Source organism: Geobacillus sp. C56-T2, assembly GCF_007829715.1.
In the GTDB taxonomy this organism is placed as follows: domain Bacteria; phylum Bacillota; class Bacilli; order Bacillales; family Anoxybacillaceae; genus Geobacillus; species Geobacillus icigianus.
Map to the genome: position 1 here is coordinate 2170810 of NZ_VJWB01000001.1, position 22374 is coordinate 2193183.

Here is a 22374-nt window from a genome sequence, read left to right on the forward strand (position 1 = left end):
AGAAGACGGGGATTTCGTGTAAAGTGCTACTGATCCCATCCGTTTCTCAATGAGAGAAACCTGGCCGAATCAGCTTTCTTTTCTGAATGAAAAGGCCGCCGCTTGGTGTTGACAGCGGTTTTTCACCGACCTTCTAGGCGGGCAAAGAAGTTATTTTCACTATATTACATTTCTGTTTTTTCTGTCAACGTTGACATTCTCCGAAGCGGCTTTCACGATCGGATAAGTCGGGCCGCAGCCCGACCGCCTCTCCCAAATACACATGGTGGATCTCATGCTGCCGCTTCTCGGTCGCCACCGTCATCATGACGCGAATGCAGCGCGGCAAAGAGCCGGGCACTGGAATTTCCCTTGTACACATGACCGGCACATACGTCCAACCGTCAATTCGCCGCAGCGCCTGCGCCGGAAACGCCGCATCGATATCATCGGTGACGGAAATGAGCACGAAGGACACGTGATCAGCGGCGACATCATTGGCGCGGATCATCTCGCGCAACAACGTTTCTGTCGCCGTTACGATTTCGTTCGCCTCGTTTTGTTCGACCGTGATCGCCCCGCGAATGCCGCGGATCATCGCCCTCCCCCCTGTCGGACAAACTCCTCAAGCCATGCGAGCAGGCGGCCATCCTCCAGCTCGGCTACTTCCACGTCGCCAATCGCGCGAAGCAGCACCATTCTCACCGTCCCGGCGTATGACTTTTTGTCGCCCTTCATTCGTTCAAGCAGACGGGCGGGCTGAACCGTTGGCGGCAGCGCGGTCGGGAAGCCGTATCCGGCCAGCCACTCGTCCAGGCGCTCAGCGGCAAACGAGCAGCCGTAGAAGCGTTCGCTAACTAGCACGGCAAACAACATGCCGATCGCCACGGCCTCCCCGTGGGTGAGCGCGCCGTATCCGCACTCGCTCTCTAGCGCATGGCCGAGCGTATGGCCGAAGTTCAAATGAGCGCGCACCCCCGTCTCTTTTTCATCTTCGCGCACGATTGCCGCCTTAATGTCAATGCCTTTTTCGATGCAATAAACGAGCTTCTCGCCGCGCAAGTCGGACAACGTCTTGATTTCGGCGCGCAGCCACTCGTAAAAGCGGCGGTCGCGGATGAGCGCATGTTTGATGACTTCGGCAAATCCGGAGCGGAGTTCACGCTCAGGCAGCGTGCGCAAAAACGCGGTGTCATACACTACGGCCTCGGGCTGATGGAAAGCGCCGATCATATTTTTTCCGCGCGGGTGGTTGATGGCGACCTTGCCGCCGACGGCGCTGTCATGGGCCAACAATGTCGTCGGCATTTGGATGTAGCGGATGCCCCGCATATAGGTGGCGGCGACAAATCCGGCCAAATCGCCGACAACGCCGCCGCCGAGCGCGACAATGATCGAGCGGCGATCAAGGCCGAACTCGAGCGCTGCCGTTTGGCAGGCGTAATAATTCTCAAACGACTTGGCCGCCTCGCCGCTCGGAATGACAAAGGCCGAGGCATCATAACCGGCGCCAACGAGCAACGACCGCACTTCATCCAAATACAACGAGGCAACGACCTCATCCGTGACCATCAGCAGCTTCGTTCCAGGCGGGCAAGAGAGCGACCGCAGCAAACTTGGCAGCGCACCGGCCGCGCCATCCCCTAAAAGAAGCGGATATTGTTTCGTCGCCGTTTCGATCGTTCGCTCGATCATCGTCAAAACTCCCTCGCGTAACGCCGGGCGCGCTCGACGTTTTCCTTGATCAAGTCGATCCGATCCTGCCCGAATTGCGCCACGATCGCTGCGGCCACTTCCCAAGCAACGACCGCCTCGGCAACGACGCTCGCCGCCGGCACGGCGCAGCTGTCCGACCGTTCGATGCTGGCCGCAAACGGTTCTTTCGTGTCGATGTCAACGCTTTGCAGCGGTTTATACAGCGTCGGGATCGGCTTCATCACCCCGCGAACGACGATCGGCATCCCGGTCGTCACCCCGCCTTCAAAGCCGCCCGCCCGGTTGGTGCGGCGCGAAAAGCCTTCTTCCGGGCTCCAAACGATCTCATCGTGCACTTCGCTTCCCGGGCGGCGCGCCGCTTCAAAGCCGATTCCGAATTCAACGCCTTTAAACGCGTTGATGCTGACGACCGCCGCGGCGATTTTGGCGTCAAGCTTCCGGTCGTAATGGACATAGCTGCCGACTCCAGCCGGAACGCCCTCAACGATCACTTCCACGATGCCGCCGATCGAATCGCCGTTTTTCTTCGCTTGATCGATCGCTTCCATCATTTTTTGCCCTGCCTCCGGGTCAAAGCAGCGCACCGGCGACTCTTCCGTCACCGCCTGCAATTCCTCAAGCGAACGATAATCAAGCTTCTTGGCGCGCACGCCGCCGATTTCGATGACATGGCCGGCGACGCGGATGCCGACCTCTTGCAAAATGCGCTTCGCCACCGCCCCGGCGGCGACACGCACGGTCGTTTCGCGCGCTGACGAACGCTCGAGCACATTGCGCATATCGCGATGCCCGTATTTCAGGGCGCCGTTTAAATCGGCGTGCCCCGGCCGCGGACGCGTCACTTTCCGCTTCACTTCCGCTTCGTCATCCACCGGTTCAACCGCCATAATCGTTTGCCAATGTTTAAAATCGCGATTCTCGACGACGAGCGCGATCGGCGAACCGAGCGTTTTGCCGTGCCTGACGCCGGCGGTGATGTTCACTTCGTCTTTTTCGATCTGCATGCGCCGGCCGCGCCCGTACCCTTTTTGCCGACGCGCCAATTCTTGATTGATATGCTCGGCGCGCAGCTCTAGACCGGCCGGCACTCCTTCCAAAATGGCCGTCAGTTGCGGGCCGTGCGATTCCCCTGCTGTCAAATACCGCACCTTCGTCTCTCCCTTCAGGTCTTTAACGCGTTTAAGTAAAAATATATCATAAATGCGAAAAATGAAAATAGTGATTTGAAAAAAAACTGCTACTTTCGACGGTAAAAAAACGTTTCCTCCACCTCGAACCCATACAAGCTGGGGTTGAAAATTTGCTCGGTGCTGCCGACAAACAGCACGCCGCCGGGCCGCAGCGCCGCATGGAACTTCCGATACAGCGTCCGCTTCGCCTCCTCGGTAAAATAAATGAGCACATTGCGGCAGACAATTAAATCAAACGGCCCCGGAAACGGATCAGCGAGCAGGTTATGTTTCTCAAACGTCACCGTCCGCTTGATCTTGTCGTCTATTTTATACCAATCGCCGTCTTTCGTAAAAAATTTTTTTCTCATCGCCTCCGGCAGCTCGGCGAGCGATCGTTCGCTGTACAAGCCAAGCCGCGCCCGGGCGAGCGCGTTTTCATCGATGTCGGTCGCCAGCACCGAGACGCGCGGAAGCGGCACGTGCTGAGCCAGCACCATCGCCAACGTATACGGCTCTTCGCCGGTCGAGCACGCGGCGCTCCATACGCGCGGACGAGGGTTTTCCGCCAAGAGCCGCGGCAAAATGGTCTGTTCCAACACTTCCCACCGTTTGGCATTTCGGTAAAATTCGGACACATTGATCGTCATGCGATCCAAACACTCATGCCATAGAGCCGGATCTTTTTCCATCGCCGCAAACAGTTCGGTGAAGCTGTTCAATCCTTTTTTGGCGTAAAGCGCCGCCAGCCGCCGCTTCATCTGCGCTTCTTTGTACAAGGACAAATCGATGCCTGTTTTTCGTTTCACTTTGGCGATAAACTGCGCGTAATCGTCCATCGTCGTCTCCCTCTCCCTCATGGATCGATGATGAAAATGGAAAACCGGCCGAATTGCGGCCGGTCTTCGCATCAGTACAGCCATGCGTTGATCTGTTTCGAGTAGCTGACGAGCTCGTCTTCTTTAAAGAACAAATTGATTTCCCGTTCGGCGCTTTGCGGCGAGTCGGAGCCGTGGATGACGTTTTTGCCGACCGTCAAACCGAAGTCGCCGCGGATCGTGCCGGGGGCAGCCTCCTGTGGATTCGTTTTCCCCATCATTTGCCGGGCGGCGGCGATTACGTTTTCGCCTTCCCACACCATGGCAAACACCGGCCCGGAAGTGATGAAATCAACGAGTTCGCCGAAGAACGGGCGCTCTTTATGCTCGGCGTAATGTTGCTCAGCCAGTTCGCGCGACACTTGCATCAGCTTGGCGCCAACGAGCTGGAAGCCCTTTTTTTCAAAGCGGGCGACAATCTCGCCGATCAAATTGCGTTGAACTCCGTCCGGCTTCACCATGATGAATGTCCGTTCTGCCATTCGCTCTCCACCCCTACTGTCGTATGTACTGGGAGACAAGCTCCCACCCATCATAGTATCATGGTTTCCCGCCGTTGGCAACCGACTCCTTGAAAGCGCTAATAATCCCTTTTTCCAATATACAGGGCGAGATCGCGCAACAAGGAGCGCGCTTGGTTGGCCGGCAGCTCATCGAGGAGGTGGAGCGCCTTTTCCAAATAACGGTCGCTGAGCGCATACGACCGCTCGATGGCGTCCGTTTGTTTGATCGCCGCCAATATAGCGGCCATCTCTTCCGCGTTCGTGTCCGCGCCGACGGCGGTAATTTTAGACCGCACGCGCGCATCGCCAAGGGCATACAGCACCGGCAGCGTGATGTTTCCTTGGAGCAGATCGCTCCCGGCCGGTTTGCCGAGCTGTTCTTCCGTCCCGGTAAAGTCGAGAATGTCATCGGTGATTTGAAACGACATGCCGACGTAATGGCCGAACCAATACAGCCGGTTGGTCACCGTTTCCGGGGCGCCGGCGGCTAACGCGCCAAGCTGGCAGCTGGCGGCGATCAATAGCGCCGTTTTGCGGCGGATGCGCCGCAAATACGTGCGCAGCGGCTGGTCGAATCGGTATTTGTCCTTGATTTGCTCGATTTCCCCCCGGCACACTTCAACAATCGTCTCCGCCAGCACTTGATGGGCGCGCGGGTCATCGAGCGCCGCCATCCGTTCCAGCGAACGGGCAAACAAATAATCGCCGGTGTACATGGCAAAGCGGTTGCTCCATTTCGCTTTAATCGTCGGCCGGCCGCGGCGCGTGTCGGCGTCATCGATGACGTCATCGTGGACGAGCGACGCCATATGAATGAGCTCGAGCGCGACGGCGACATGTTTCACCTGTTCGACGTCCGCTTGGCCAAAACGGGCCGCAAGCAAGACAAAAACGGGACGGATCCGCTTTCCGCCCGCCTGCAACAAGTGAAGCGCCGCTTCTCCAAGCGGCCCGTACTCGGACCGGACCGTCCGCTCGAGCTCCGTTTCCACTGCCGCCAAATCATCATGTAAAAACGAATAAATGGCCTTCAACTTCATGGTGTTCACCTTAACTCATCGTTTATAGCCTATGTGCATCGCCGCGACGCCGAACGTGTACGGTTTGACCTCGACATCGACAAAGCCTGCTTGGCGAAACATCTCGGCCAGCTCATCCCGCCCCGGAAACTCGCGTGCCGATTCTTGCAGCCATGAATACTCCTCGTAGCTTTTCGCCAACAGCTTGCCAAACAGCGGCATGATAAACCGAAAATACAAGTAGTAAAGCTGGCGAAAGCCAAACAGTGTCGGCTGCGACGTCTCCAGACAGACGGTCATGCCCCCCGGCTTCGTGACGCGGTGCATTTCCCGAAGCACTGTCATGTAATCGGGAACATTGCGCAAGCCAAAGCCGATCGTGACATAATCAAATGTGTTGTCGGGAAACGGCAGCTGCATCGCGTTGCCGTGGATGAGCGTCACATTGGCGAGGCCGCGCGCCTTCACCTTTTGCTCGCCGACTTTCAGCATGTTTTCGCTGAAATCAAGGCCGTACACTTCCCCCTCCGGGCCGACCGCTTCAGCTAGCGCGATCGCCCAGTCAGCCGTTCCGCAGCAAACGTCAAGCGCTCTTTTCCCTTTTTGCACGTTCATCCGCCGCATCACATCTTCACGCCACTTGAGATGGCGGCGAAAGCTGATCACCGAATTCATTCGGTCGTAATGAGCGGAAATGGTTTCAAATACACGATGGACTCGCTCTTCCTTCGATTGATGCATCCTTCTACCCTTCTTCCACCGTCTTTTTGCCGATGGCTTGAAACCCGCCGGAAAGCTCGGCGAGACGAAGCGCCAACAAACTGTTCAACGGCAGATTCGCCGCAAACAGCGCTTCTTGACAACGGTCGATATAACGATCGCAAAGGCGAAGCAGCTGCCGACGCGGTTCCTTCACCGCCTTCACCCGCGGGAAGGCGATGCGCGCCATCTGGTCAAACAGCGCCGACGCCCCGCCGCGAACAAACGATTCTTTTTCCGAGCGCAAGCGCCGCAGCAGCAAATAATGGCGGGCAAACTGCCCCCACTGCGGCGCCCCGATGCGGTCGGCGAGCTTGACGAGCAGCGCTGATTCGACCGTAGCAACGGCGGAAACGAGCCGTTCGAGCTGCTCCGTTTTTTTCTCATACAGCAGCACTTTTTGTTCGTTCACCTCGCGGACCGCCTCGGCAAACAGCCGGATCAGCGCCGCATCGCCGGAGCGGGCCAACAGCTCGTAAAAAAGCCCGCTGTACAAGTCCCCGGCCAAAACGGCGAGCTGCCGCGTCCGCAAATCGCCGCCGCGATCCGTCACGTCTTCATGGGTGTCAAGAGCGATTTGCATCAGCATCATGGCCGTGATGCACCGATCTGGCTCGTCCAGCGCCTCTTTGGCGCCATCAAGCATCGACAGCGAAAGCAGCAGCCGATCTTCGTCCACAGCCGGCACCGGTATATGCGCGCGCAAGTATGGATGATCGAGCAGACGTTCAATTTGTTCCTTCAATGAAGCCAGTTTCACCATGATGCCATTCACATCAACCACCCTTGTCCCCGAAAAAATATCCGCACCGTCATGTCGGACTCATTATAACATAATTTTGCCGAAAGCGCTCTAGTTTGCTAGAAATTTGCCGAATCACTTTTTCCCTTCCGATTCAATTGCGCCATGGCGCGTTTGGATGTACGCCTTTCCCCTCACTTTGATCGCCGACGTATGTTCGGTGAACTGGGCGATCAACACTTCCCCTTTGTCCAGTTTTTCCGAATGGTGGAATCGCGTGTCGGCGCCGCGCGTCAGTCCAATCACATTCACCCCGTCTTCGAGCGCCTTGATGACGACAAAGTCGCTGTTTGTGTACATCGACCTTTCCTCCTTACGCTTTGATTAACGAAAGCACTTCTGCGCGGGCGTTGGCATCCGTTTCAAACACGCCGCGCACCGCCGTTGTCACCGTTTTCGCCCCCGGTTTTTTGACGCCGCGCATCGTCATGCACATATGTTCCGCCTCCACGACAACCATCACCCCATACGGCTCGAGCGTCTCGACGATCGAGTCGGCGACCGTCGCTGTGATGCGCTCTTGCAGCTGCGGACGGCGCGCCACCGCCTCGACCGCCCGCGCGAGCTTGCTCAAGCCGGTCACTTTTCCTTCGCGCGGAATATAGGCGACATGGGCGACGCCGAAAAACGGAACGAGATGGTGTTCGCACATCGAATAGAACGGAATGTCTTTGACAAGCACGAGCTCTTCATGCTCTTCGCTGAAAACGGTCTGAAAGTGCTGCTTCGGGTCTTCGTTGAGCCCGGCGAACACCTCGGCATACATTTTCGCCACCCGTTTCGGCGTATCGACAAGCCCTTCGCGGTTCGGATCTTCTCCGATCGCCTCGAGAATGAGACGAACGGCATATTCAATTTGTGCAATATTGATCTCTGGCATACAAATAACATCCTCCTGCATCGTAAAAGCTGCATGTAATCCGATTCTAGCATAGGGATGAGAAAAACACAAAAAAGAAGGGCGGTGTACACCTGCCCTTCTTTTCTCCACTCCGGCTATGTAGGCTTATTTGACAGCGTCTTTCAACGCTTTGCCCGGTTTGAATGCAGGAACTTTGCTCGCCGGAATTTCCATTTCTTCGCCCGTTTGCGGGTTGCGTCCTTTGCGAGCGGCGCGCTCGCGCACTTCAAAGTTCCCAAAGCCGATTAATTGCACTTTATCGCCTTTTCGCAGCGCTTCTGTAATCGAATCAAACACCGCATCAACGGCTTTTGTTGCATCTTTTTTCGAAAGACCGCTTGTTTCAGCGACCGCGTTGATCAATTCCGTTTTGTTCATGCCATTCACCTCCTCCCAAGGCTTTGCTTGTTTACTGCCATTTGTAGACACTTTTCTGCGTTTCTATACATTGCAAGGAACGGTGACATGCCTAATCTTAACCAATTCACCGCGAGAATTCAACCTCTTTTTTCGCAAAAACGGCCAATTTTAGGCATATTTCACCAAAACAACGATTTCAGATAAAAGATTACCATAACGCCATGCCTATAATCAAGTACCAATCCTGATTTCTCAAGGGGTTTGGCGATTTTTTCCCTTTGCCGCTTCGCAGTTGAAAAAACGGCATCAAAAAAAGCCCCTTTTTCGGGAGCTTGGCGCGCGGCCTCCGTTTTTCTTTTCTATCTAACTCCCTTCCGCAAAATAATCCCCGCCCTCGAAGTGCAAGCACTGCTGCGGGCGGGGAACATTGTTCCTCGGGAGCTTGGGCGCGCAGCCTCTGCTTTTCCGCGAAAATGCAGGACTGACGCGAGATTTTCATCCTTGGGTAGAGGGCAGATCGCGCTGCCCATGAAACTTTTTCTATAAAATAATGGCGATGAGGCCGCCGGAGCCTTCGTTGATGATGCGCTCAAGCGTTTCTTTCAGCTTGTAGCGGGCGTTTTCCGGCATGAGCGCCAGCTTCGCTTGGATGCCTTCACGGACGATGGAGCTGAGCGAGCGGCCAAAAATATCGGAATTCCAAATCGACAGCGGATCGTCTTCAAAATCTTGCATTAAATAACGAACGAGCTCTTCGCTTTGCTTTTCCGTGCCGATGATCGGCGCAAACTCCGATTCGACGTCGACTTTGATCATATGAATCGACGGCGCAACGGCTTTCAGGCGGACGCCAAAGCGCGACCCTTGGCGGATGATTTCCGGTTCGTCAAGGCTCATGTCGGACAAAGCGGGAGCGGCGATTCCGTAGCCGGTTTGTTTGACCATTTTCAAGGCGTCGGCGATTTGATCATATTCCGCTTTCGCATGGGCAAAATCTTGCATCAACTGAAGCAAATGGTCTTTGCCGCGAATTTCGACACCGACGATTTCTTTTAAAATTTGATCGTACAGCTCATCCGGCGCGTACAAGTCGATTTCGGCGATCCCTTGCCCCATTTCGATACCGGCAAGCTGCGCTTTTTCGATGAAATCGTACTCGGCAAACTGCTGCACAACCCGGTCGACATCGCGCAGCCGTTTAATGTCTTTGACCGTGTCGCGCACCGCTTCTTGGTAGCTTTCGCGCAGCCAATGGTCTTCGCGCAGCACCATCACCCAGCTCGGCAAGTTGACGTTCACTTCAAGGACCGGAAATTCATACAATGCTTCGCGGAGCACGTTATACACGTCCGCTTCGCGCATGCTTTCCACGCTCATGGCGAGCACCGGAATGTCGTATTTTTCCGCAAGCTCGCGGCGGAGCGCCTCGGTTTCCGGATGGTGCGGGCGCACGGTGTTAATGATCATGATGAACGGCTTGCCGACTTCTTTCAGCTCGCCAATCACCCGCTCTTCCGCTTCGATGTAGTCTTGGCGCGGAATTTCCCCGATCGTGCCGTCGGTCGTAATGACGACCCCGATCGTCGAATGTTCTTGAATGACTTTTCTTGTCCCGATTTCCGCCGCCTCTTGGAACGGAATCGGCTCTTCATACCAAGGGGTGTGAATCATCCGCGGCCCGTTTTCATCCTCATATCCTTTGGCGCCGGGCACGGCGTAGCCGACGCAGTCGACGAGACGAATGTTGACTTCGAGCCCTTCATCGACTTTCACCGTCACGGCCTGATTCGGCACAAATTTCGGCTCCGTCGTCATGATCGTCTTGCCGGCGGCGCTTTGCGGCAGCTCGTCTTGAGCGCGCGCCTTGTCGGCTTCGTTTTTAATGTTCGGAATGACCACCAGCTCCATAAAACGCTTAATGAACGTCGATTTCCCGGTGCGAACCGCGCCGACTACCCCTAAATAAATGTCGCCCCCAGTCCGCTCGGCGATATCTTTAAAAAGATCGACCTTTTCCAAACGGCTTCCCTCCAGTCCTTCGGTCGTTATTGGAAACAGCGAGATGAATCAATAGAGCAGGACACTATATGCATATGATGTTGTCCGATTCAGTTATGACTAAAAGCAAGAAAAAATCCCTTCTCTAGAATGTATTTTCCTAGAGAAGGGATGATGACTTATTTCGTGAAAAAAATCGGTTCGTTCGTTTTCGCATCGATCGTATACGGCAACGAATACGCCGGCACGAACAGCGAATGGTCGGTCAACAACGGACGAATATCATCGCCGGGTCGATAATGGTGCCGATATTTCTTTAAAGCCGCGTACAAATCAGGGCGGTAATCGATGTAAATTTCGCCGTTCCCATCGATGACAAACGGCAAGTTGTTGCCGGAAAACGGGCTGACCGCATACGGCGGATCTTTGTAGCCAAGTTTTTTGTAATCAAGGGTGAACACACCGGGCGCAACGACGTCTTGAAACGGCGGATAACGGTGCTCGTCCGTATACATTCTCAGCCGCAGCTTCAAGTCGCGGACGCGCTCGGCTAGGCGCAGATCAAGAAGCTTGACCGTCGGCTTCGTTTCCGCATGAATAATGATATATTGAAAGACGCCCCCGCTTTCATAAGCGTTTCCCGGCGGCTCCTGCATGTAGCGCGGGACGAGTTTTTGAAAATCGACCGGGTATTTTAGGTACAGCGGCGTTTTCATATCCCGTGTTTTGATCGGCAAAAGCCCCCCGGTCTCCTTCCGGTATTCGTCGACCGCCGATTGCACCGCCGCGACTTGATCTTTGTAAGGAATTTGGTTTTGTTTTAGCCGCTCTTGCGGATACAAACACCCGGAAAGCAGCGCGAGAAACAAGCAAGCTAAAAGCAAGCGAGCGATCTGTTTCATAGGTTCCTCCATCCTTTGCCTATTGCGGCGTCGGTCCGCTGAACACGACAAAAACAATGATGATGCCCGATACAATCATCAGGATGTAAGCGATGAACGCCAAAAGAAAGCGCAGCCATTTCATCTTGATTTTATAGCGGCTCAAATAAATGAAGCCGACCGAAAGAAACATAAACACCATTGACGTGATGGCGATCCACATTTTCGCTAGCGCCGGTGACATACACGCTCCTCCTTTTCGACAACTATCATTATACCATCGACATAAAAAAAGCTGAAGTAAAGCGGGGCTTTCTTTACTTCAGCATCGCCTTATACCCTTCCGGAAGCTCAAGCCGATGATCGTTCGCCATATTGTATGCACACCGAAGACAACTTGTACCGTCATTGGCCTATTTTCACGATTCTTGCGCCGCAAAAATGGTGTTGAGGTCATCCATTTCCTCTTTTTTTCCGCGCGCCATCAGCGAATCGACCGCCTCTTTCGGGTCTTTGCCAGCAAACAGCACGTCATAGAGCGCTTCGGTGATCGGCATCTTCACACCAAGCTCCTTCGCCAGCTCATAGGCAGCTTTGGTCGTCCGCACCCCTTCGACGACCATCCCCATGCTCTCGAGCACCTCGTCGAGCTTTTTCCCTTGACCGAGCATGTGTCCAGCCCGCCAATTGCGGGAATGAACGCTCGTGCACGTGACGATCAAATCGCCGACTCCCGTCAAACCGGCGAACGTCAGCGGGTTAGCGCCGAGGGCGCAACCGAGGCGAGCAATCTCGGCGAGACCTCTTGTAATCAGGGCCGCTTTGGCGTTATCTCCGTAGCCGAGCCCGTCGCTGATGCCGGCGGCCAAGGCGATGATATTTTTCAGCGCTCCGCCAACTTCAACGCCGATTAAATCCGGGTTCGTATATACGCGGAAATAGTGATGGTTCATAAAGATGTCTTGGATGCGGCGCGCCGCTTCCATATTGGGCGAGGATACCGCCACGGTCGTCGGATGGCGGAGCACGACCTCCTCAGCATGGCTCGGCCCGGAAAGGACGACGACATCCTCGAGCCATTCGCCGAGCTCTTCCATCACCATTTCCGACACTCGCTTATGCGTCCCTGGCTCGATTCCTTTGCTGACGGCAACAATCGTGATCGGTGCCGTCAAGCAGGAACGCGCTTGGTTGAGCACCGTGCGGATCGCCTTCGTCGGCACGGCCAGCACGGCGATGGAAAGGCCGTCAAGCGCAGCGCAAAGATCGTCGTACCCAACGATGGATTCTGGCAGACGGACGGCGGGTAAATATTTTTCGTTCGTCCGCCGCTCGTTGATCTCTCTTACTTGTTCAGCGCGGTGGCTCCAAAGACGGACGCGGTGCCCGTTGTCGGCCAAAACGAGCGCCAACGCCGTGCCCCAGCTTCCCGCTCCCAGTACGGCGATATTCTCCATCGTTTCCCACTTCCTTCGTCCCATTGTCGCAAGCGTGAAAAAGCAGCCGCATCGCTCCGTCTCCATCCCGCCTTCGCCAGAAACAGAGGCGGCCCCCAGCAGTTGAGCTGCCCTATGGAGCGCGCGCACTGATTTCCCCCGCCCGATCAAAAAGATCGGCTCTCTCCTTATTTCCGCGGACGGGCGATGATTTTGATCGGCGTGCCTTCAAAACCGAACGCGTCGCGAATGCGGTTTTCCAAAAACCGTTCATATGAAAAATGCATCAATTCCGGATCGTTGACAAACGCGACAAACGTCGGCGGTTTGACGGCCACTTGCGTCATGTAATAAATTTTTAGCCGCTTACCGTTGTGCGTCGGCGTCGGATTCATCGCCACCGCGTCCATAATGACTTCATTGAGCACATTCGTCTGAACGCGCATCGCGTGGTTGTCGCTCACAAGCTGGACGAGCGGCAAGAGCTTATGCAGCCGCTGTTTTGTCTTCGCCGACACGAATAAAATCGGTGCATAATCCAAAAATGGAAAATGATCGCGAATCTTCCGCTCAAACTCGACCATCGTTTTGTCGTCCTTTTCAATCGCATCCCATTTGTTGACGACCAAAATGACGCCGCGTCCGGCCTCATGGGCATATCCGGCGATTTTTTTGTCCTGCTCGATGATGCCTTCTTCAGCGTTTAGCACGACAAGCACGACGTCCGAGCGCTCAATGGCTCTTAATGCGCGCAAGACGCTATATTTTTCCGTGCTTTCATAAATTTTTCCTCGCTTGCGCATCCCTGCCGTATCAATGATAACATATTCCTGCCCTTCGCGCACGAACGAGGTGTCCACAGCGTCCCTCGTCGTGCCGGCGATGTCGCTGACGATGACCCGCTCTTCGCCTAAAATGGCGTTCACTAGCGACGACTTGCCGACATTGGGGCGGCCAATCAAGCAAAATTTAATCACGTCCTCCTCATATTCCTGCCCGCCGCCTTTCGGGAAATGACGGACGACGGCGTCAAGCAAATCACCAAGCCCCGTCCCGTGCGCCCCGGAAATCGGATACGGCTCTCCAAAGCCGAGGGCGTAAAAGTCATAAATCAAATCGCGCATCTCCGGATTGTCGATTTTGTTCACCGCGAGCACAACCGGCTTGTTCGAGCGATGAAGCAGCTTGGCCACTTCTTCATCGGCCGCGGTCACGCCATCGCGGCCGTTGGTCATAAAAATGATGACATCGGCCTCATCGATCGCGATTTCCGCCTGCTGACGAATTTGCACAAGCAGCGGCTCATCGCCGATGTCAATGCCCCCGGTATCGATCAAGTAAAACGAATGGTTCAGCCATTCGGCCCGGCTGTAAATGCGGTCGCGCGTCACTCCGGGTACGTCTTCGACGATGGAAATGCGCTCCCCGACGATGCGGTTGAAAATCGTCGATTTCCCCACATTCGGACGGCCGACAATGGCCACGACTGGATTCGCCATGCTACCACCCTTTATCGTCATTTTTATATCGTTCCTCGTGAAAAACGCCCTTTTCGAAAAGGGCATACCGCAGCTGCTTTATTTTATCAAAAAGCGAAACGCTCAACAACTAATGTTTGACGATAATAAGAAGCCCCTCGCTCAATTCATGGGCGATGCCATCCAAAATCGCCTCTAAATTAGCGGCAATCCTCTCCATTTCCTCGTTGGTCTGACAAAGAAAGATCGGCGCGCCGCCGGCCACAGTTTCGCCCTTGGTCGTCACAATGGCCAAAATCATTTTTTCATGCGTCATCACCGCCACCTCCTCTCCGCTTCCAGCGCCGTTTCGCCGGCATGCGAATAGCGCTCTCAAGCACCGGAACGTTTTCAATGACCGCCTTCGCCTTCTCGACATCTTCTACTTGCGGCAAAATAAAAATACCGACGCGCCCATCGTTTAAGTCCCGCTTCGCGAGCGGCACGAGCGCCGGCGTCCCCGAGTCCCGATAAATGCCGAGCGCTGTTGACACATCGTGCAAAATCGCTTGCCGCTGGCCGAGGTTGGCGATCGTCGTGCGGGCGTTGAAATTTTTCGGCGTTAAAACAAACCCCATGCCATAGCGCAAAATTTCTTCGCGCCGCGCCGGCAAGCCAATGTTCATGATGTAAATGTTGTCCACATACAGCCCCGCCCCTTCAAAATGCGGCTTGACATACTGGACGTCGGCGATGTCTTTCAGCCGGCTTCCGCTCATAAACCGCCGCGCCACCATCAAGCCGATGAGGCTGGCGGCCAGCGCCGCCCCAATGTTCCATACGAGATAGGCCAGCGTCGATAAAAAAGAAACAAAGATGACCAAATAATTTCGTCCTTCAAACACGATGGCGATCCCTTCAATGTACGTCTTGCCGCGCGGCACGAGCTCATACTGATCAAGCTCGTTCAACGTGTTGCGCTCCATGTTGCGCACATCGCGAAACTGCGAAGCGGCCAACGCCAAAAAGGTGATGGCAGCAAACTCCTTTTCCATGATCGCCGGCACGGCGACCGTTCCTAATCCAGCGGCAATCGCTCCAAGCGCAAGGTGAATCGTCCGACCGTGCAAATACGTCGGGTATTGCCGGTAATCGGTGCGCAGCAAGTAAAGGCGCGTCACCACCCCGACGATTACTCCGTATAAGATCGGAAACGTGTATTCATTCACGGCTGCCTCGTCCCCCTTATCGGCCGTTTTTCTTCGAGCTGGAAGGCAAAAAAGCGAATCATTTCCCAAACAAGCAGCGACGCCACACTAATGGAAAGCGCATCGAGAAAAGAAAAGGAACCGATGACATAGTCGGGCGCCATGCGGTCAATCGCCAAGGCATACACCACCTCGCCTTGACAGCCGCCCATGGCGACACAAACAAGACGGGCGAAAAGCCGGCGATGAAACAACGCGCTGACAATCGCCAGCCACCAAGCAAGCAGCCATCGCTCATCAAGCCAAATCCACACCGGATCAAACAGAGCAAGCAGACGAAAAGCGGCGTAGGCAAACGCCACCCCCGACGTCGACCACACCATCAGCAAGGAGGAGCACGGCCGCTGCTTCACCATCCCGTAGCAAGACGCGAACAAAAGGACAAAAAAGGACAGCGCCGCCCGCATCGGACCGATTTTTAACTCAAGCGAGGCGGAACTGATCATCAAAAGCGCAAACGCCGCCAAAGCGGTCCGCTCCGGTGTCTTTTTCATAAAAAAGGTCGCCACCAGCCACAGCAACCAACAGCCGACATAAAAATAAGCTCCTTCCATTTTTTCACTCCTTATGATGTTCATTATGCCACCTTTTCTCCTTTCTTAACCGTTCGTTCCTCGGCTCAGCGGCATCTTTCCTATCGCCACCGCCAATTTAACGAATGGATTTTCTCCACCGCCTTCGGATCCGAGCGGAAATTCACTTTCTCAACTGATAAGTTGTCTAATTGTGTTCGTAACTGGTAATTCAACAACAAAGTAGAATGACCTAGCAACGGAATGAACATAATGAGAAATATCAAACTTGGAAAGAGATAGGCAAGTATTTTTCTTGGGATAAAATCATGAAACACTACAATCAAAATCAAAATAAGAAAGAAAAATAGGAAGTTGAAAAACAAAGATACCATAAATCTGCCTTCTTTCCATATCAACTTGAAAATTTGCGCAATATCCATGCTCTGAAAGAGGAACCTCTCCAGAGCCGGTGATTGAACTTTGCAATGTCATTGCTTAACTAGACAAACCTTGTTGCAGCGCTCCTACTTTTCATGCGTTCTCCATTGCTGAAAGGAATCAGCGATTTTTCACGTTATCCCTGCACATCCTCAACGTCTTATCCTTTCCTGCAAGATCCCATGTATAAAACCCTTGGTCGAAATCCATAGTAAAAATGATCCTTGGACAGAAAGGGGCAACGTATCATGGGAAAAGACCGGCAGGAGAAAAAACTGAAACAGTCGCGGCAAGTTCAGTCCGACCGCGACCAGTCGCTTTCGTATCAAGGAGCCGCCCGGCTCGATACACCAGCCGAAGCGCGCGAACGAAACAAGCACTAGTAGGCTGGTGAAAAACCGTTGTCACACACCAATCGGCGACATTTTCATTCCAAAAAGAAAGCTGATTCTGCGAGGTTTCTCTCATTGAGAAAAGAGTAGAACTCAGCGGTATTTTGCTCTAAACCACTGGCCTTCTAGATGGCTGGTGAAAAACGATTGTTTCTCTTGAACAATGGGGGAACGTTTGAAAGGCGATCCTGATGCGACAGGGCTTTTCTATTTGAGAAACGGGCTTGATAAACGGCTTGTCCCTTAAATCACCAGCCCCCTAGAAAGCTGATGAAAACCAACATTGTTCAATTGGTGAGAAATGAAAAAAAATGAAATGATGACGTTGCGAGGGTTTTCCGTTTGAGAAACACGGTTCGAGAGCAGTAGTTCCCCTTCAACATCGGCCTTCTAGAGGAAAACGCAGGCGTCCCCACGGAACGGACGCCTGCACTTTTTTGGCCGCGGCGGGCATGGCCGGCTTCATTTCCAGGTTGTTTCGCGTGAAAGCCCGCACGCCGGCTTTCGTCTTTCGGCGCCCCGACAACAAAGAGAGGGGGCCCGAACGAACGGGGCCCCTTTTTCACTGCTGTATTTCGCTTGCCGTTTCTGCCGCGCGAGGGTGGGCCGATTCGGGAGACGGGCGACCGTTTCGGCCCTCTTTTTTACCGCTGTGCACCGCGCCTGTCAGCGGCCGTTGCGCGCGTTTGATCCGGCGCTCGATCACCGCCTGTTATTTTAATTTTTTCAGCTGTTCGCCGATCACTTCGCCAAGCTGAAAGCCGCGCGCTTCCGCAGTCCTTGTGTACGAGCTGTAATCCTCGGCCGGCGCAGCCGCCTCTTCTTCAAGCAGCGCGCGAATGCTCAAGGAAATGCGGTGCTCGGCTTCGTTGACATCGAGCACTTTTGCCTTGACTTCATCGCCTTCTTTCAGCACTTCATGCGGCGAACCGATGCGGCGATTGGCAATTTGCGAAACGTGGACCAGTCCTTCGACGCCCGGGAAAATTTCCACAAATGCCCCGAACGACGCGAGCCGCTTCACCGTTCCCGTCACGACATCCCCCGGCTTCACTTTGGCACTCACGCCTTCCCACGGGCCAGGCAGCGCTTCTTTGATCGACAATGACAACCGTCCGTTTTCCGGATCGACAGCCAACACTTTGACTTTGACGGCATCGCCTTCTTTCACCACATCGGCCGGATGGGCGACACGCGTGTGGGAAAGCTGGGAAATATGTACGAGCCCATCAAACCCACCAACATCGACAAAGACGCCGAAATCGGCGATGCGGCGGACGACGCCATCGAGCACTTGCCCCGGCTCGAGACGGGAAAGCAGCTCTTTTTGCTGCCGCTCTTGCTCTTCCTCTACGACCGCCCGGTGCGACAAAATGACGCGATTTTTCTCGCGGTCCAGCTCCACGACTTTGACGGCCAACGTTTTTCCCTTGTAGTCCGAAAAGTCTTCAACATAGTGGGGCTCAACGAGCGACGCCGGAATGAAGCCACGCACGCCCACATCGGCGACAAGCCCGCCTTTGACGATGTCCTTGACGACCGTTTCAAACGTTTCGCCGCTTGCGAATTTGCGTTCCAGCTCCTCCCACGCCCGCTCGGCGTCGACCGCTTTTTTGGACAAAATGAGCAGCCCTTCTTCCCCCTCTTGGCCTTCTTCGACCTTCTTGACTTTGGCCGTCACCTCATCGCCAACAGCGACGGCATCGCTCGGTTTCTCAATATGCAAGTTCGACAGCTCGCTGATCGGGATGATCCCGCTTTGTTTGCTGTTTTCCACCTCAACAAGCACTTGCTTATCCTCGAGCTTGACCACTTTGCCGCGGACGATGTCGCCCACCTCATACACGTTCACTTGCACATTCATCTCTTCCGTCATCGCAAAAACCTCCTTCATCGACTAGCAACTGTCAAAAGCGCGCCTCGCACCGTGGCCGCGGCCGGCTGTCGGCAAACGAAGGACGCTTTTCTAATTAGTATACCATATTTTCTCAATCAACATGTACTAGAATGCTTAGCGATGTTGTTCAAGCAGCTGGCGGATATGATCCATAATGTAATCGGCCGCTTCCTCCGGGCTCGCCTTCCGCTCTCGCAGCGGCGTCATATCGACCGGCGCCCCGTATACGACTTTGAGCGGCCGAAGCGGTCGGTACGGGCCGATGATGGCGCACGGAACGACGGCGGCATCGGTGCGCAGGGCAAAAAAGCCGACTCCCGGCAACGGCTTTTGCAACCGACCGTCTTTGCTGCGCGTCCCTTCTGGAAAAATGCCGAGCACTTCCCCTTGTTTCAGCACCTCAAGCCCCATGCGCAGCGCCTGACGGTCATTCATGCCGCGTTTGACCGGAAACGCGCGCAAATGATGAACGAGCGTTTTGACAAGCGGCGTGCGGAACAGTTCCTCCTTCGCCATAAACCGAACCGGCCGCGGCGCCGTGATGCCGACCACTGGTGGATCGAGGTTGCTGATATGGTTGGCGCACAGAAGCACAGGCCCCTCGTTTGGAAATTGTTCCAACCCGATCGTTTGAATGCGGTAAAAAGGGGTGAGCACCCCGTTAACGACCACCTTGGCGAACGAATAAAAATCCACCCTCATCCAATCCTTTCATTGACAATGTCCATGATTCGCTCCGCCACCTCTTCCACCGACAGCGACGTCGTATCGATTTCGACCGCATCGGGAGCCTTGCGAAGCGGCGCTGTTTCCCGCTCCGAATCGAGACGGTCACGGCGGGTGATTTCTTCTTTGAGCGTTTCCAGATCGGACGGAAAGCCGCGGGCGATATTTTCCTCGTGCCGACGCCGCGCCCGCTCTTCCACCGAAGCTTTCAAGAAAATTTTCACTTCGGCATCCGGCAACACATGTGTTCCGATATCGCGCCCGTCCATGACGACGCCTCCGTCCTTCGCCAACGCGCGCTGACGGGCGACCATCTCTTCGCGCACAAGCGGGTGCTTGGCCACCCATGATACCGCCTTCGTCACCGCCTCGCCGCGGATGACATCCGTGACATCTTCACCGTTTACCAACACCTGCTGTCCATGGCGCGATGGCTTCAATTCAATATATGTATCGCGAAGCAGCGACAAGAGCGCCTGTTCATCATGGATATCGATGCCGCACGCCAATGCGCGGTACGTCAGCGCGCGGTACATGGCGCCTGTATCGATGTACACGTAGGAAAGGCGATGGGCAATGAGTTTGGCAACGGTGCTTTTCCCCGCCGCCGCAGGTCCGTCGATCGCAATGCTAATTCGTCGTTTCATAATTCCTCCTGCTTGATCCAAAGTAATGAGTGCATAAAGAAAATGCAGGAAACTCCTGCATGCGTCTACGCTCATTGTATCATATTTGCCGTCAACGGTCGACGGCTGTTTCGACCGATTTCATTTTTTCCTGTTTTGCGACCCCTTCATATTCGTACACCTTATTGATGTAAAGCTCGATCGGGGTGTAGAGGACAAGCCATTGGGCGACAAGCAAACAGATTGCCTGGATAAGAACGAGCTTCCATAACAGCGTTTCCATCCGTTTCATCGCGTTCACCCGCCTCCCTTTTTCTAGCAGTATTCCACCCCCCTTGCCGCTTTATTCCTTTTTCCGTTCTTCGAGCTGCCGCTCAAAGCTGTAACGAATGAGGCGAAGGCGGTCCTGCGGGTCAAGTTCAGTGAATTCGACCGACGTTTTCGCCGTATGTTGCCCGCTCGTCACTGTGCGCACGACGGCGGCTTTCGTCTGAACATAATGATACTCCCCCGAGCGCATGGGCAGCACAAGCCAAAGTTCAACCGGCATTCCAGGATGCAAAAGCGGCGCAACAGCCGGCGGAACAACGAGCGCCGCGCCGCCGGCGCTAAGATCCACGGTCATGGTCGCAAAAGGGGCGAACCCGCCGTTGAGCGGATGGACAGCGGCATCGACGTTCGTTTTCACCCGCACGTAACGGCGGCGTTGAATGCGCAGAAGCGCTTCCTCCCCCGGATAAGATAAAACAATCATCGGCAGCGGAACGCGCACTTTCCCTTTCACTTCTGTGTCAAACAAGTATAAGCCCCCATCCTGCCCGACCACGCTCGCCTTGAATTGCATGCCGTTTAACAAATACACCGTTTTTCCGTTTGTTTGATCGACCGGATAACCGATGTGAACCGCCCCGTCGCCGATGTCGAGCACCTTGCTCTGATATTGCCGCGCCGAGCCGTCCAACGGTTCGAGGCGGATCGAATCCCCGATTTTGATCGTCATCGTTCACTTTTCCCCTTTTCAGCCAGCTTCGCTGAGACATTCGCCTCTGTCTTTGAATGGTTGTTCAAGACAATTATACCATATCGCCCTTCAGACTTGTTACCCATTCCGGCATGAAAATCATCGCGCGCCGCACGGGATGGCGGTGGAAACGTTCCATGGACAACGTTTGGCCCGCCATCCAAGGGTGAGAATAACCTCATGGACAATCTTTAGCCCGCCATCCGGGAATGAACCGAAGGGCGGTGCGTATTCAAAAAAACGAGAAAAGACGCCCGTGCTTTCAGGCGCCTTTCCTCCTTTATCCGTAAGCGGGTTCGACGCTTTCTAATTTTTCCACTTTTTCCTCTAGTCCTGTCGAGGCGTTAATGAACAGCTGGTACGTATCGTCGCCCATCGTTCCTAAAAATTCATAGCAAAGCACCGGCTTTTGCAAATCGTTCATAATAACCGCTTGACGCTGCTCCATCACCTTTAAATGCGGGTTCAACTTTTTCTTCGCCGCGTCGACGGTGAGTTTCGGTTTCGGCAGCGGACGCGGAATGGACGATGATAAATAGTCGCGCGCGGTAAAACCGACCACACGGCCGTTATCCAGCGCCACTTTCATTTGCACCGCTTCCGGGTAGATGCGAACGCCGTTTTCGCTTTTGACGAACGTAAGCACCGCCACATTGTCGTATTGCGTGCTGTCATACAGCTCAAATCCGGTAAAGCGATGCCGTTTTAAAAACGCCAGCCCGCGGTTGGCCGCTTCATGCAAACCGATGTTTGGTTTGCCGATCGGACGGCTGTTCAACACCCAAATCGGGTAGCCGCCGTTTTTGGTGATATCCATGTAAATATCGCCCTTTGTTTTCGGATCATGAATCGTTAAGCTGTAAAAGCGGTCGTCCGCCCCTTTGCCGCTTTCCGTCACCTTGATGTCTTCCGTTCCCTTTAACCCGAGGAAATCGCGAGCGATCCGCCGCGCTTCCGCCTTCGAAATCGGGCCGCCCTTCGCGCGCACGAACCCTTTTTCTTCATTGGCAAGACCGATAAACGACGGGCCAAACTCCGAAGAACTGGAGAACGTATCCACGTTTTTCTCGACCGCTCTAAACCCATCGATGATGATGTTGTCCCCTTTTTGGTCGCTCGTCGCCAACGCGAGCTCGACATCCATCCAACGCAAATTGTTTTCAAGCACCAAATGTTGGACGTTGCGCAATTCTTGGCGAATCTTGCCAGCGTTTTGATACAACGCTTGCAGCGTATGGTATTCTTCCTTTGTCAACGGTTCTTTTTCCAAATCGCGCACCGCTGTCCGGTAGCTGAACTCGCCGATGCGCGACAAAAACTCCTGCGTTTTATTGAAGGGCAGAAGCGACAGCGGCAGCTGGCCGACATCGGAATGGGCTTCCGAGGCGATTTTCCACACCTCGGCGAGCGCCGGCGACAACGATGCGTGCGAATTCATCGCCAACGTCGCTCCTAGTTTGTCATGAAGCAAGTCGATTTGGTAAGCCAAATCGTGAAACGCGCGTTGATAGTTGTTTTCCGCGTGAATCAAAATCGCGTTTTTTTCTTGGTGCTCGCGATACCCCCAATAGCCGGTGCCGATGACAGCAAGCGCAAGCACCGCCAGCAAAACGGTTCGAATCATCCGTCTCCC

The 22374-nt window shown here is 54.5% G+C and carries 26 protein-coding genes; 1 reads left to right on the forward strand and 25 read right to left on the reverse strand.

Features of this window, described 5'->3' with window-relative positions; translation table 11 throughout:
* Nucleotides 1-184: 184 nt before the first annotated feature.
* The 19 genes from aroH to GC56T2_RS10850 form a co-directional block, all read right to left on the reverse strand.
* The gene (gene aroH / locus GC56T2_RS10760) at nucleotides 185-577 is read right to left on the reverse strand and encodes a chorismate mutase (RefSeq protein ID WP_033021225.1); all 393 of its coding nucleotides are present in this window, start codon (nucleotides 575-577) and stop codon (nucleotides 185-187) included.
* Nucleotides 574-1674, reverse strand: coding sequence for a 3-dehydroquinate synthase (gene aroB / locus GC56T2_RS10765; protein ID WP_144975085.1), 1101 nt, complete (start codon nucleotides 1672-1674; stop codon nucleotides 574-576). Before aroB ends, aroH begins: the two co-directional genes overlap by 4 nt.
* A 2-nt stretch (nucleotides 1675-1676) precedes the next feature.
* Nucleotides 1677-2843, reverse strand: coding sequence for a chorismate synthase (gene aroC / locus GC56T2_RS10770; RefSeq protein ID WP_033021220.1), 1167 nt, complete (start codon nucleotides 2841-2843; stop codon nucleotides 1677-1679).
* A gap of 89 nt (nucleotides 2844-2932) precedes the next feature.
* A complete protein-coding gene (locus tag GC56T2_RS10775) occupies nucleotides 2933-3703 on the reverse strand; it encodes a CheR family methyltransferase (protein ID WP_144975087.1) in 771 nt (256 codons plus the stop codon).
* Between the two features lie 71 nt (nucleotides 3704-3774).
* Nucleotides 3775-4224, reverse strand: coding sequence for a nucleoside-diphosphate kinase (ndk, locus tag GC56T2_RS10780; protein WP_144975089.1), 450 nt, complete (start codon nucleotides 4222-4224; stop codon nucleotides 3775-3777).
* A 98-nt stretch (nucleotides 4225-4322) separates the two neighbouring features.
* A complete protein-coding gene (hepT, locus tag GC56T2_RS10785) occupies nucleotides 4323-5285 on the reverse strand; it encodes a heptaprenyl diphosphate synthase component II (protein ID WP_144975091.1) in 963 nt (320 codons plus the stop codon).
* A 15-nt stretch (nucleotides 5286-5300) separates the two neighbouring features.
* Nucleotides 5301-6005, reverse strand: coding sequence for a demethylmenaquinone methyltransferase (gene menG / locus GC56T2_RS10790; protein ID WP_033021206.1), 705 nt, complete (start codon nucleotides 6003-6005; stop codon nucleotides 5301-5303).
* A gap of 4 nt (nucleotides 6006-6009) precedes the next feature.
* The gene (locus GC56T2_RS10795; protein ID WP_144977260.1) at nucleotides 6010-6786 is read right to left on the reverse strand and encodes a heptaprenyl diphosphate synthase component 1; all 777 of its coding nucleotides are present in this window, start codon (nucleotides 6784-6786) and stop codon (nucleotides 6010-6012) included.
* A gap of 114 nt (nucleotides 6787-6900) precedes the next feature.
* Complete coding sequence (mtrB, locus tag GC56T2_RS10800; protein ID WP_008879621.1) at nucleotides 6901-7125, reverse strand: trp RNA-binding attenuation protein MtrB; 225 nt, start codon at nucleotides 7123-7125, stop codon at nucleotides 6901-6903.
* Nucleotides 7126-7138: 13 nt separating this feature from the next.
* Nucleotides 7139-7705 carry a GTP cyclohydrolase I FolE gene (folE, locus tag GC56T2_RS10805; protein ID WP_144975093.1) on the reverse strand — a complete coding sequence of 189 codons (567 nt, stop codon included), beginning with the start codon at nucleotides 7703-7705 and terminating at the stop codon, nucleotides 7139-7141.
* Nucleotides 7706-7831: 126 nt separating this feature from the next.
* The gene (locus GC56T2_RS10810) at nucleotides 7832-8104 is read right to left on the reverse strand and encodes an HU family DNA-binding protein (protein ID WP_008879623.1); all 273 of its coding nucleotides are present in this window, start codon (nucleotides 8102-8104) and stop codon (nucleotides 7832-7834) included.
* A gap of 522 nt (nucleotides 8105-8626) precedes the next feature.
* Nucleotides 8627-10105: a stage IV sporulation protein A gene (gene spoIVA, locus GC56T2_RS10815; RefSeq protein WP_033021202.1), complete on the reverse strand. Its 1479-nt coding sequence runs from the start codon at nucleotides 10103-10105 to the stop codon at nucleotides 8627-8629.
* Nucleotides 10106-10263: 158 nt separating this feature from the next.
* A complete protein-coding gene (locus GC56T2_RS10820) occupies nucleotides 10264-10986 on the reverse strand; it encodes a hypothetical protein (protein WP_144975095.1) in 723 nt (240 codons plus the stop codon).
* A gap of 19 nt (nucleotides 10987-11005) precedes the next feature.
* Entirely contained in the window at nucleotides 11006-11209 is a 204-nt protein-coding gene (locus tag GC56T2_RS10825; RefSeq protein WP_144975097.1) for a DUF2768 domain-containing protein, read from the reverse strand.
* 175 nt (nucleotides 11210-11384) lie between these two features.
* Entirely contained in the window at nucleotides 11385-12422 is a 1038-nt protein-coding gene (locus GC56T2_RS10830) for an NAD(P)H-dependent glycerol-3-phosphate dehydrogenase (RefSeq protein ID WP_144975099.1), read from the reverse strand.
* Between the two features lie 167 nt (nucleotides 12423-12589).
* On the reverse strand, nucleotides 12590-13900 hold the full coding sequence (gene der / locus GC56T2_RS10835; RefSeq protein ID WP_144975101.1) for a ribosome biogenesis GTPase Der: 1311 nt from the start codon (nucleotides 13898-13900) through the stop codon (nucleotides 12590-12592).
* A 109-nt stretch (nucleotides 13901-14009) separates the two neighbouring features.
* Nucleotides 14010-14195, reverse strand: a complete 186-nt coding sequence (locus tag GC56T2_RS10840; protein ID WP_033021194.1) for a capping complex subunit for YIEGIA — start codon at nucleotides 14193-14195, stop codon at nucleotides 14010-14012.
* Complete coding sequence (locus GC56T2_RS10845) at nucleotides 14185-15087, reverse strand: YIEGIA family protein (protein WP_144975104.1); 903 nt, start codon at nucleotides 15085-15087, stop codon at nucleotides 14185-14187. Before GC56T2_RS10845 ends, GC56T2_RS10840 begins: the two co-directional genes overlap by 11 nt.
* A complete protein-coding gene (locus GC56T2_RS10850) occupies nucleotides 15084-15680 on the reverse strand; it encodes a YphA family membrane protein (RefSeq protein WP_144975106.1) in 597 nt (198 codons plus the stop codon). Before GC56T2_RS10850 ends, GC56T2_RS10845 begins: the two co-directional genes overlap by 4 nt.
* 647 nt (nucleotides 15681-16327) lie before the next feature.
* Between GC56T2_RS10850 and GC56T2_RS10855 the strand changes: the two genes are divergently transcribed.
* Nucleotides 16328-16462, forward strand: coding sequence for a YpzI family protein (locus GC56T2_RS10855; RefSeq protein WP_144975108.1), 135 nt, complete (start codon nucleotides 16328-16330; stop codon nucleotides 16460-16462).
* A 721-nt stretch (nucleotides 16463-17183) separates the two neighbouring features.
* Here the strand turns inward: GC56T2_RS10855 and rpsA are convergent.
* The 6 genes from rpsA to ypeB form a co-directional block, all read right to left on the reverse strand.
* Nucleotides 17184-18347 (reverse strand): 30S ribosomal protein S1, encoded by a 1164-nt coding sequence (gene rpsA, locus GC56T2_RS10860; protein WP_144975110.1) that lies wholly within the window; start codon nucleotides 18345-18347, stop codon nucleotides 17184-17186.
* Nucleotides 18348-18482: 135 nt separating this feature from the next.
* A complete protein-coding gene (locus GC56T2_RS10865; protein ID WP_144975112.1) occupies nucleotides 18483-19070 on the reverse strand; it encodes a lysophospholipid acyltransferase family protein in 588 nt (195 codons plus the stop codon).
* Entirely contained in the window at nucleotides 19067-19741 is a 675-nt protein-coding gene (gene cmk, locus GC56T2_RS10870; RefSeq protein WP_144975114.1) for a (d)CMP kinase, read from the reverse strand. Before cmk ends, GC56T2_RS10865 begins: the two co-directional genes overlap by 4 nt.
* Before the next feature lie 91 nt (nucleotides 19742-19832).
* Entirely contained in the window at nucleotides 19833-20012 is a 180-nt protein-coding gene (locus GC56T2_RS10875) for a YpfB family protein (RefSeq protein ID WP_144975116.1), read from the reverse strand.
* Between the two features lie 51 nt (nucleotides 20013-20063).
* On the reverse strand, nucleotides 20064-20720 hold the full coding sequence (locus tag GC56T2_RS10880) for a flagellar brake protein (RefSeq protein WP_144975118.1): 657 nt from the start codon (nucleotides 20718-20720) through the stop codon (nucleotides 20064-20066).
* A gap of 301 nt (nucleotides 20721-21021) precedes the next feature.
* Nucleotides 21022-22365 carry a germination protein YpeB gene (ypeB, locus tag GC56T2_RS10885; RefSeq protein ID WP_144975120.1) on the reverse strand — a complete coding sequence of 448 codons (1344 nt, stop codon included), beginning with the start codon at nucleotides 22363-22365 and terminating at the stop codon, nucleotides 21022-21024.
* Nucleotides 22366-22374: the final 9 nt, after the last annotated feature.

What these genes read in the sequence shown, in the direction of transcription:
- aroH (WP_033021225.1), bottom strand. Translation starts at nt 577, where the DNA reads ATGATCCGCGGCATTCGCGGGGCGATCACGGTCGAACAAAACGAGGCG.
- aroB (WP_144975085.1), bottom strand. Translation starts at nt 1,674, where the DNA reads ATGATCGAGCGAACGATCGAAACGGCGACGAAACAATATCCGCTTCTT.
- GC56T2_RS10775 (WP_144975087.1), bottom strand. Translation starts at nt 3,703, where the DNA reads ATGGACGATTACGCGCAGTTTATCGCCAAAGTGAAACGAAAAACAGGC.
- ndk (WP_144975089.1), bottom strand. Translation starts at nt 4,224, where the DNA reads ATGGCAGAACGGACATTCATCATGGTGAAGCCGGACGGAGTTCAACGC.
- hepT (WP_144975091.1), bottom strand. Translation starts at nt 5,285, where the DNA reads ATGAAGTTGAAGGCCATTTATTCGTTTTTACATGATGATTTGGCGGCA.
- menG (WP_033021206.1), bottom strand. Translation starts at nt 6,005, where the DNA reads ATGCATCAATCGAAGGAAGAGCGAGTCCATCGTGTATTTGAAACCATT.
- GC56T2_RS10795 (WP_144977260.1), bottom strand. Translation starts at nt 6,786, where the DNA reads ATGGTGAAACTGGCTTCATTGAAGGAACAAATTGAACGTCTGCTCGAT.
- mtrB (WP_008879621.1), bottom strand. Translation starts at nt 7,125, where the DNA reads ATGTACACAAACAGCGACTTTGTCGTCATCAAGGCGCTCGAAGACGGG.
- folE (WP_144975093.1), bottom strand. Translation starts at nt 7,705, where the DNA reads ATGCCAGAGATCAATATTGCACAAATTGAATATGCCGTTCGTCTCATT.
- GC56T2_RS10810 (WP_008879623.1), bottom strand. Translation starts at nt 8,104, where the DNA reads ATGAACAAAACGGAATTGATCAACGCGGTCGCTGAAACAAGCGGTCTT.
- GC56T2_RS10820 (WP_144975095.1), bottom strand. Translation starts at nt 10,986, where the DNA reads ATGAAACAGATCGCTCGCTTGCTTTTAGCTTGCTTGTTTCTCGCGCTG.
- GC56T2_RS10825 (WP_144975097.1), bottom strand. Translation starts at nt 11,209, where the DNA reads ATGTCACCGGCGCTAGCGAAAATGTGGATCGCCATCACGTCAATGGTG.
- GC56T2_RS10830 (WP_144975099.1), bottom strand. Translation starts at nt 12,422, where the DNA reads ATGGAGAATATCGCCGTACTGGGAGCGGGAAGCTGGGGCACGGCGTTG.
- der (WP_144975101.1), bottom strand. Translation starts at nt 13,900, where the DNA reads ATGGCGAATCCAGTCGTGGCCATTGTCGGCCGTCCGAATGTGGGGAAA.
- GC56T2_RS10840 (WP_033021194.1), bottom strand. Translation starts at nt 14,195, where the DNA reads ATGACGCATGAAAAAATGATTTTGGCCATTGTGACGACCAAGGGCGAA.
- GC56T2_RS10850 (WP_144975106.1), bottom strand. Translation starts at nt 15,680, where the DNA reads ATGGAAGGAGCTTATTTTTATGTCGGCTGTTGGTTGCTGTGGCTGGTG.
- GC56T2_RS10855 (WP_144975108.1), top strand. Translation starts at nt 16,328, where the DNA reads ATGGGAAAAGACCGGCAGGAGAAAAAACTGAAACAGTCGCGGCAAGTT.
- rpsA (WP_144975110.1), bottom strand. Translation starts at nt 18,347, where the DNA reads ATGACGGAAGAGATGAATGTGCAAGTGAACGTGTATGAGGTGGGCGAC.
- GC56T2_RS10865 (WP_144975112.1), bottom strand. Translation starts at nt 19,070, where the DNA reads ATGAGGGTGGATTTTTATTCGTTCGCCAAGGTGGTCGTTAACGGGGTG.
- cmk (WP_144975114.1), bottom strand. Translation starts at nt 19,741, where the DNA reads ATGAAACGACGAATTAGCATTGCGATCGACGGACCTGCGGCGGCGGGG.
- GC56T2_RS10875 (WP_144975116.1), bottom strand. Translation starts at nt 20,012, where the DNA reads ATGAAACGGATGGAAACGCTGTTATGGAAGCTCGTTCTTATCCAGGCA.
- GC56T2_RS10880 (WP_144975118.1), bottom strand. Translation starts at nt 20,720, where the DNA reads ATGACGATCAAAATCGGGGATTCGATCCGCCTCGAACCGTTGGACGGC.
- ypeB (WP_144975120.1), bottom strand. Translation starts at nt 22,365, where the DNA reads ATGATTCGAACCGTTTTGCTGGCGGTGCTTGCGCTTGCTGTCATCGGC.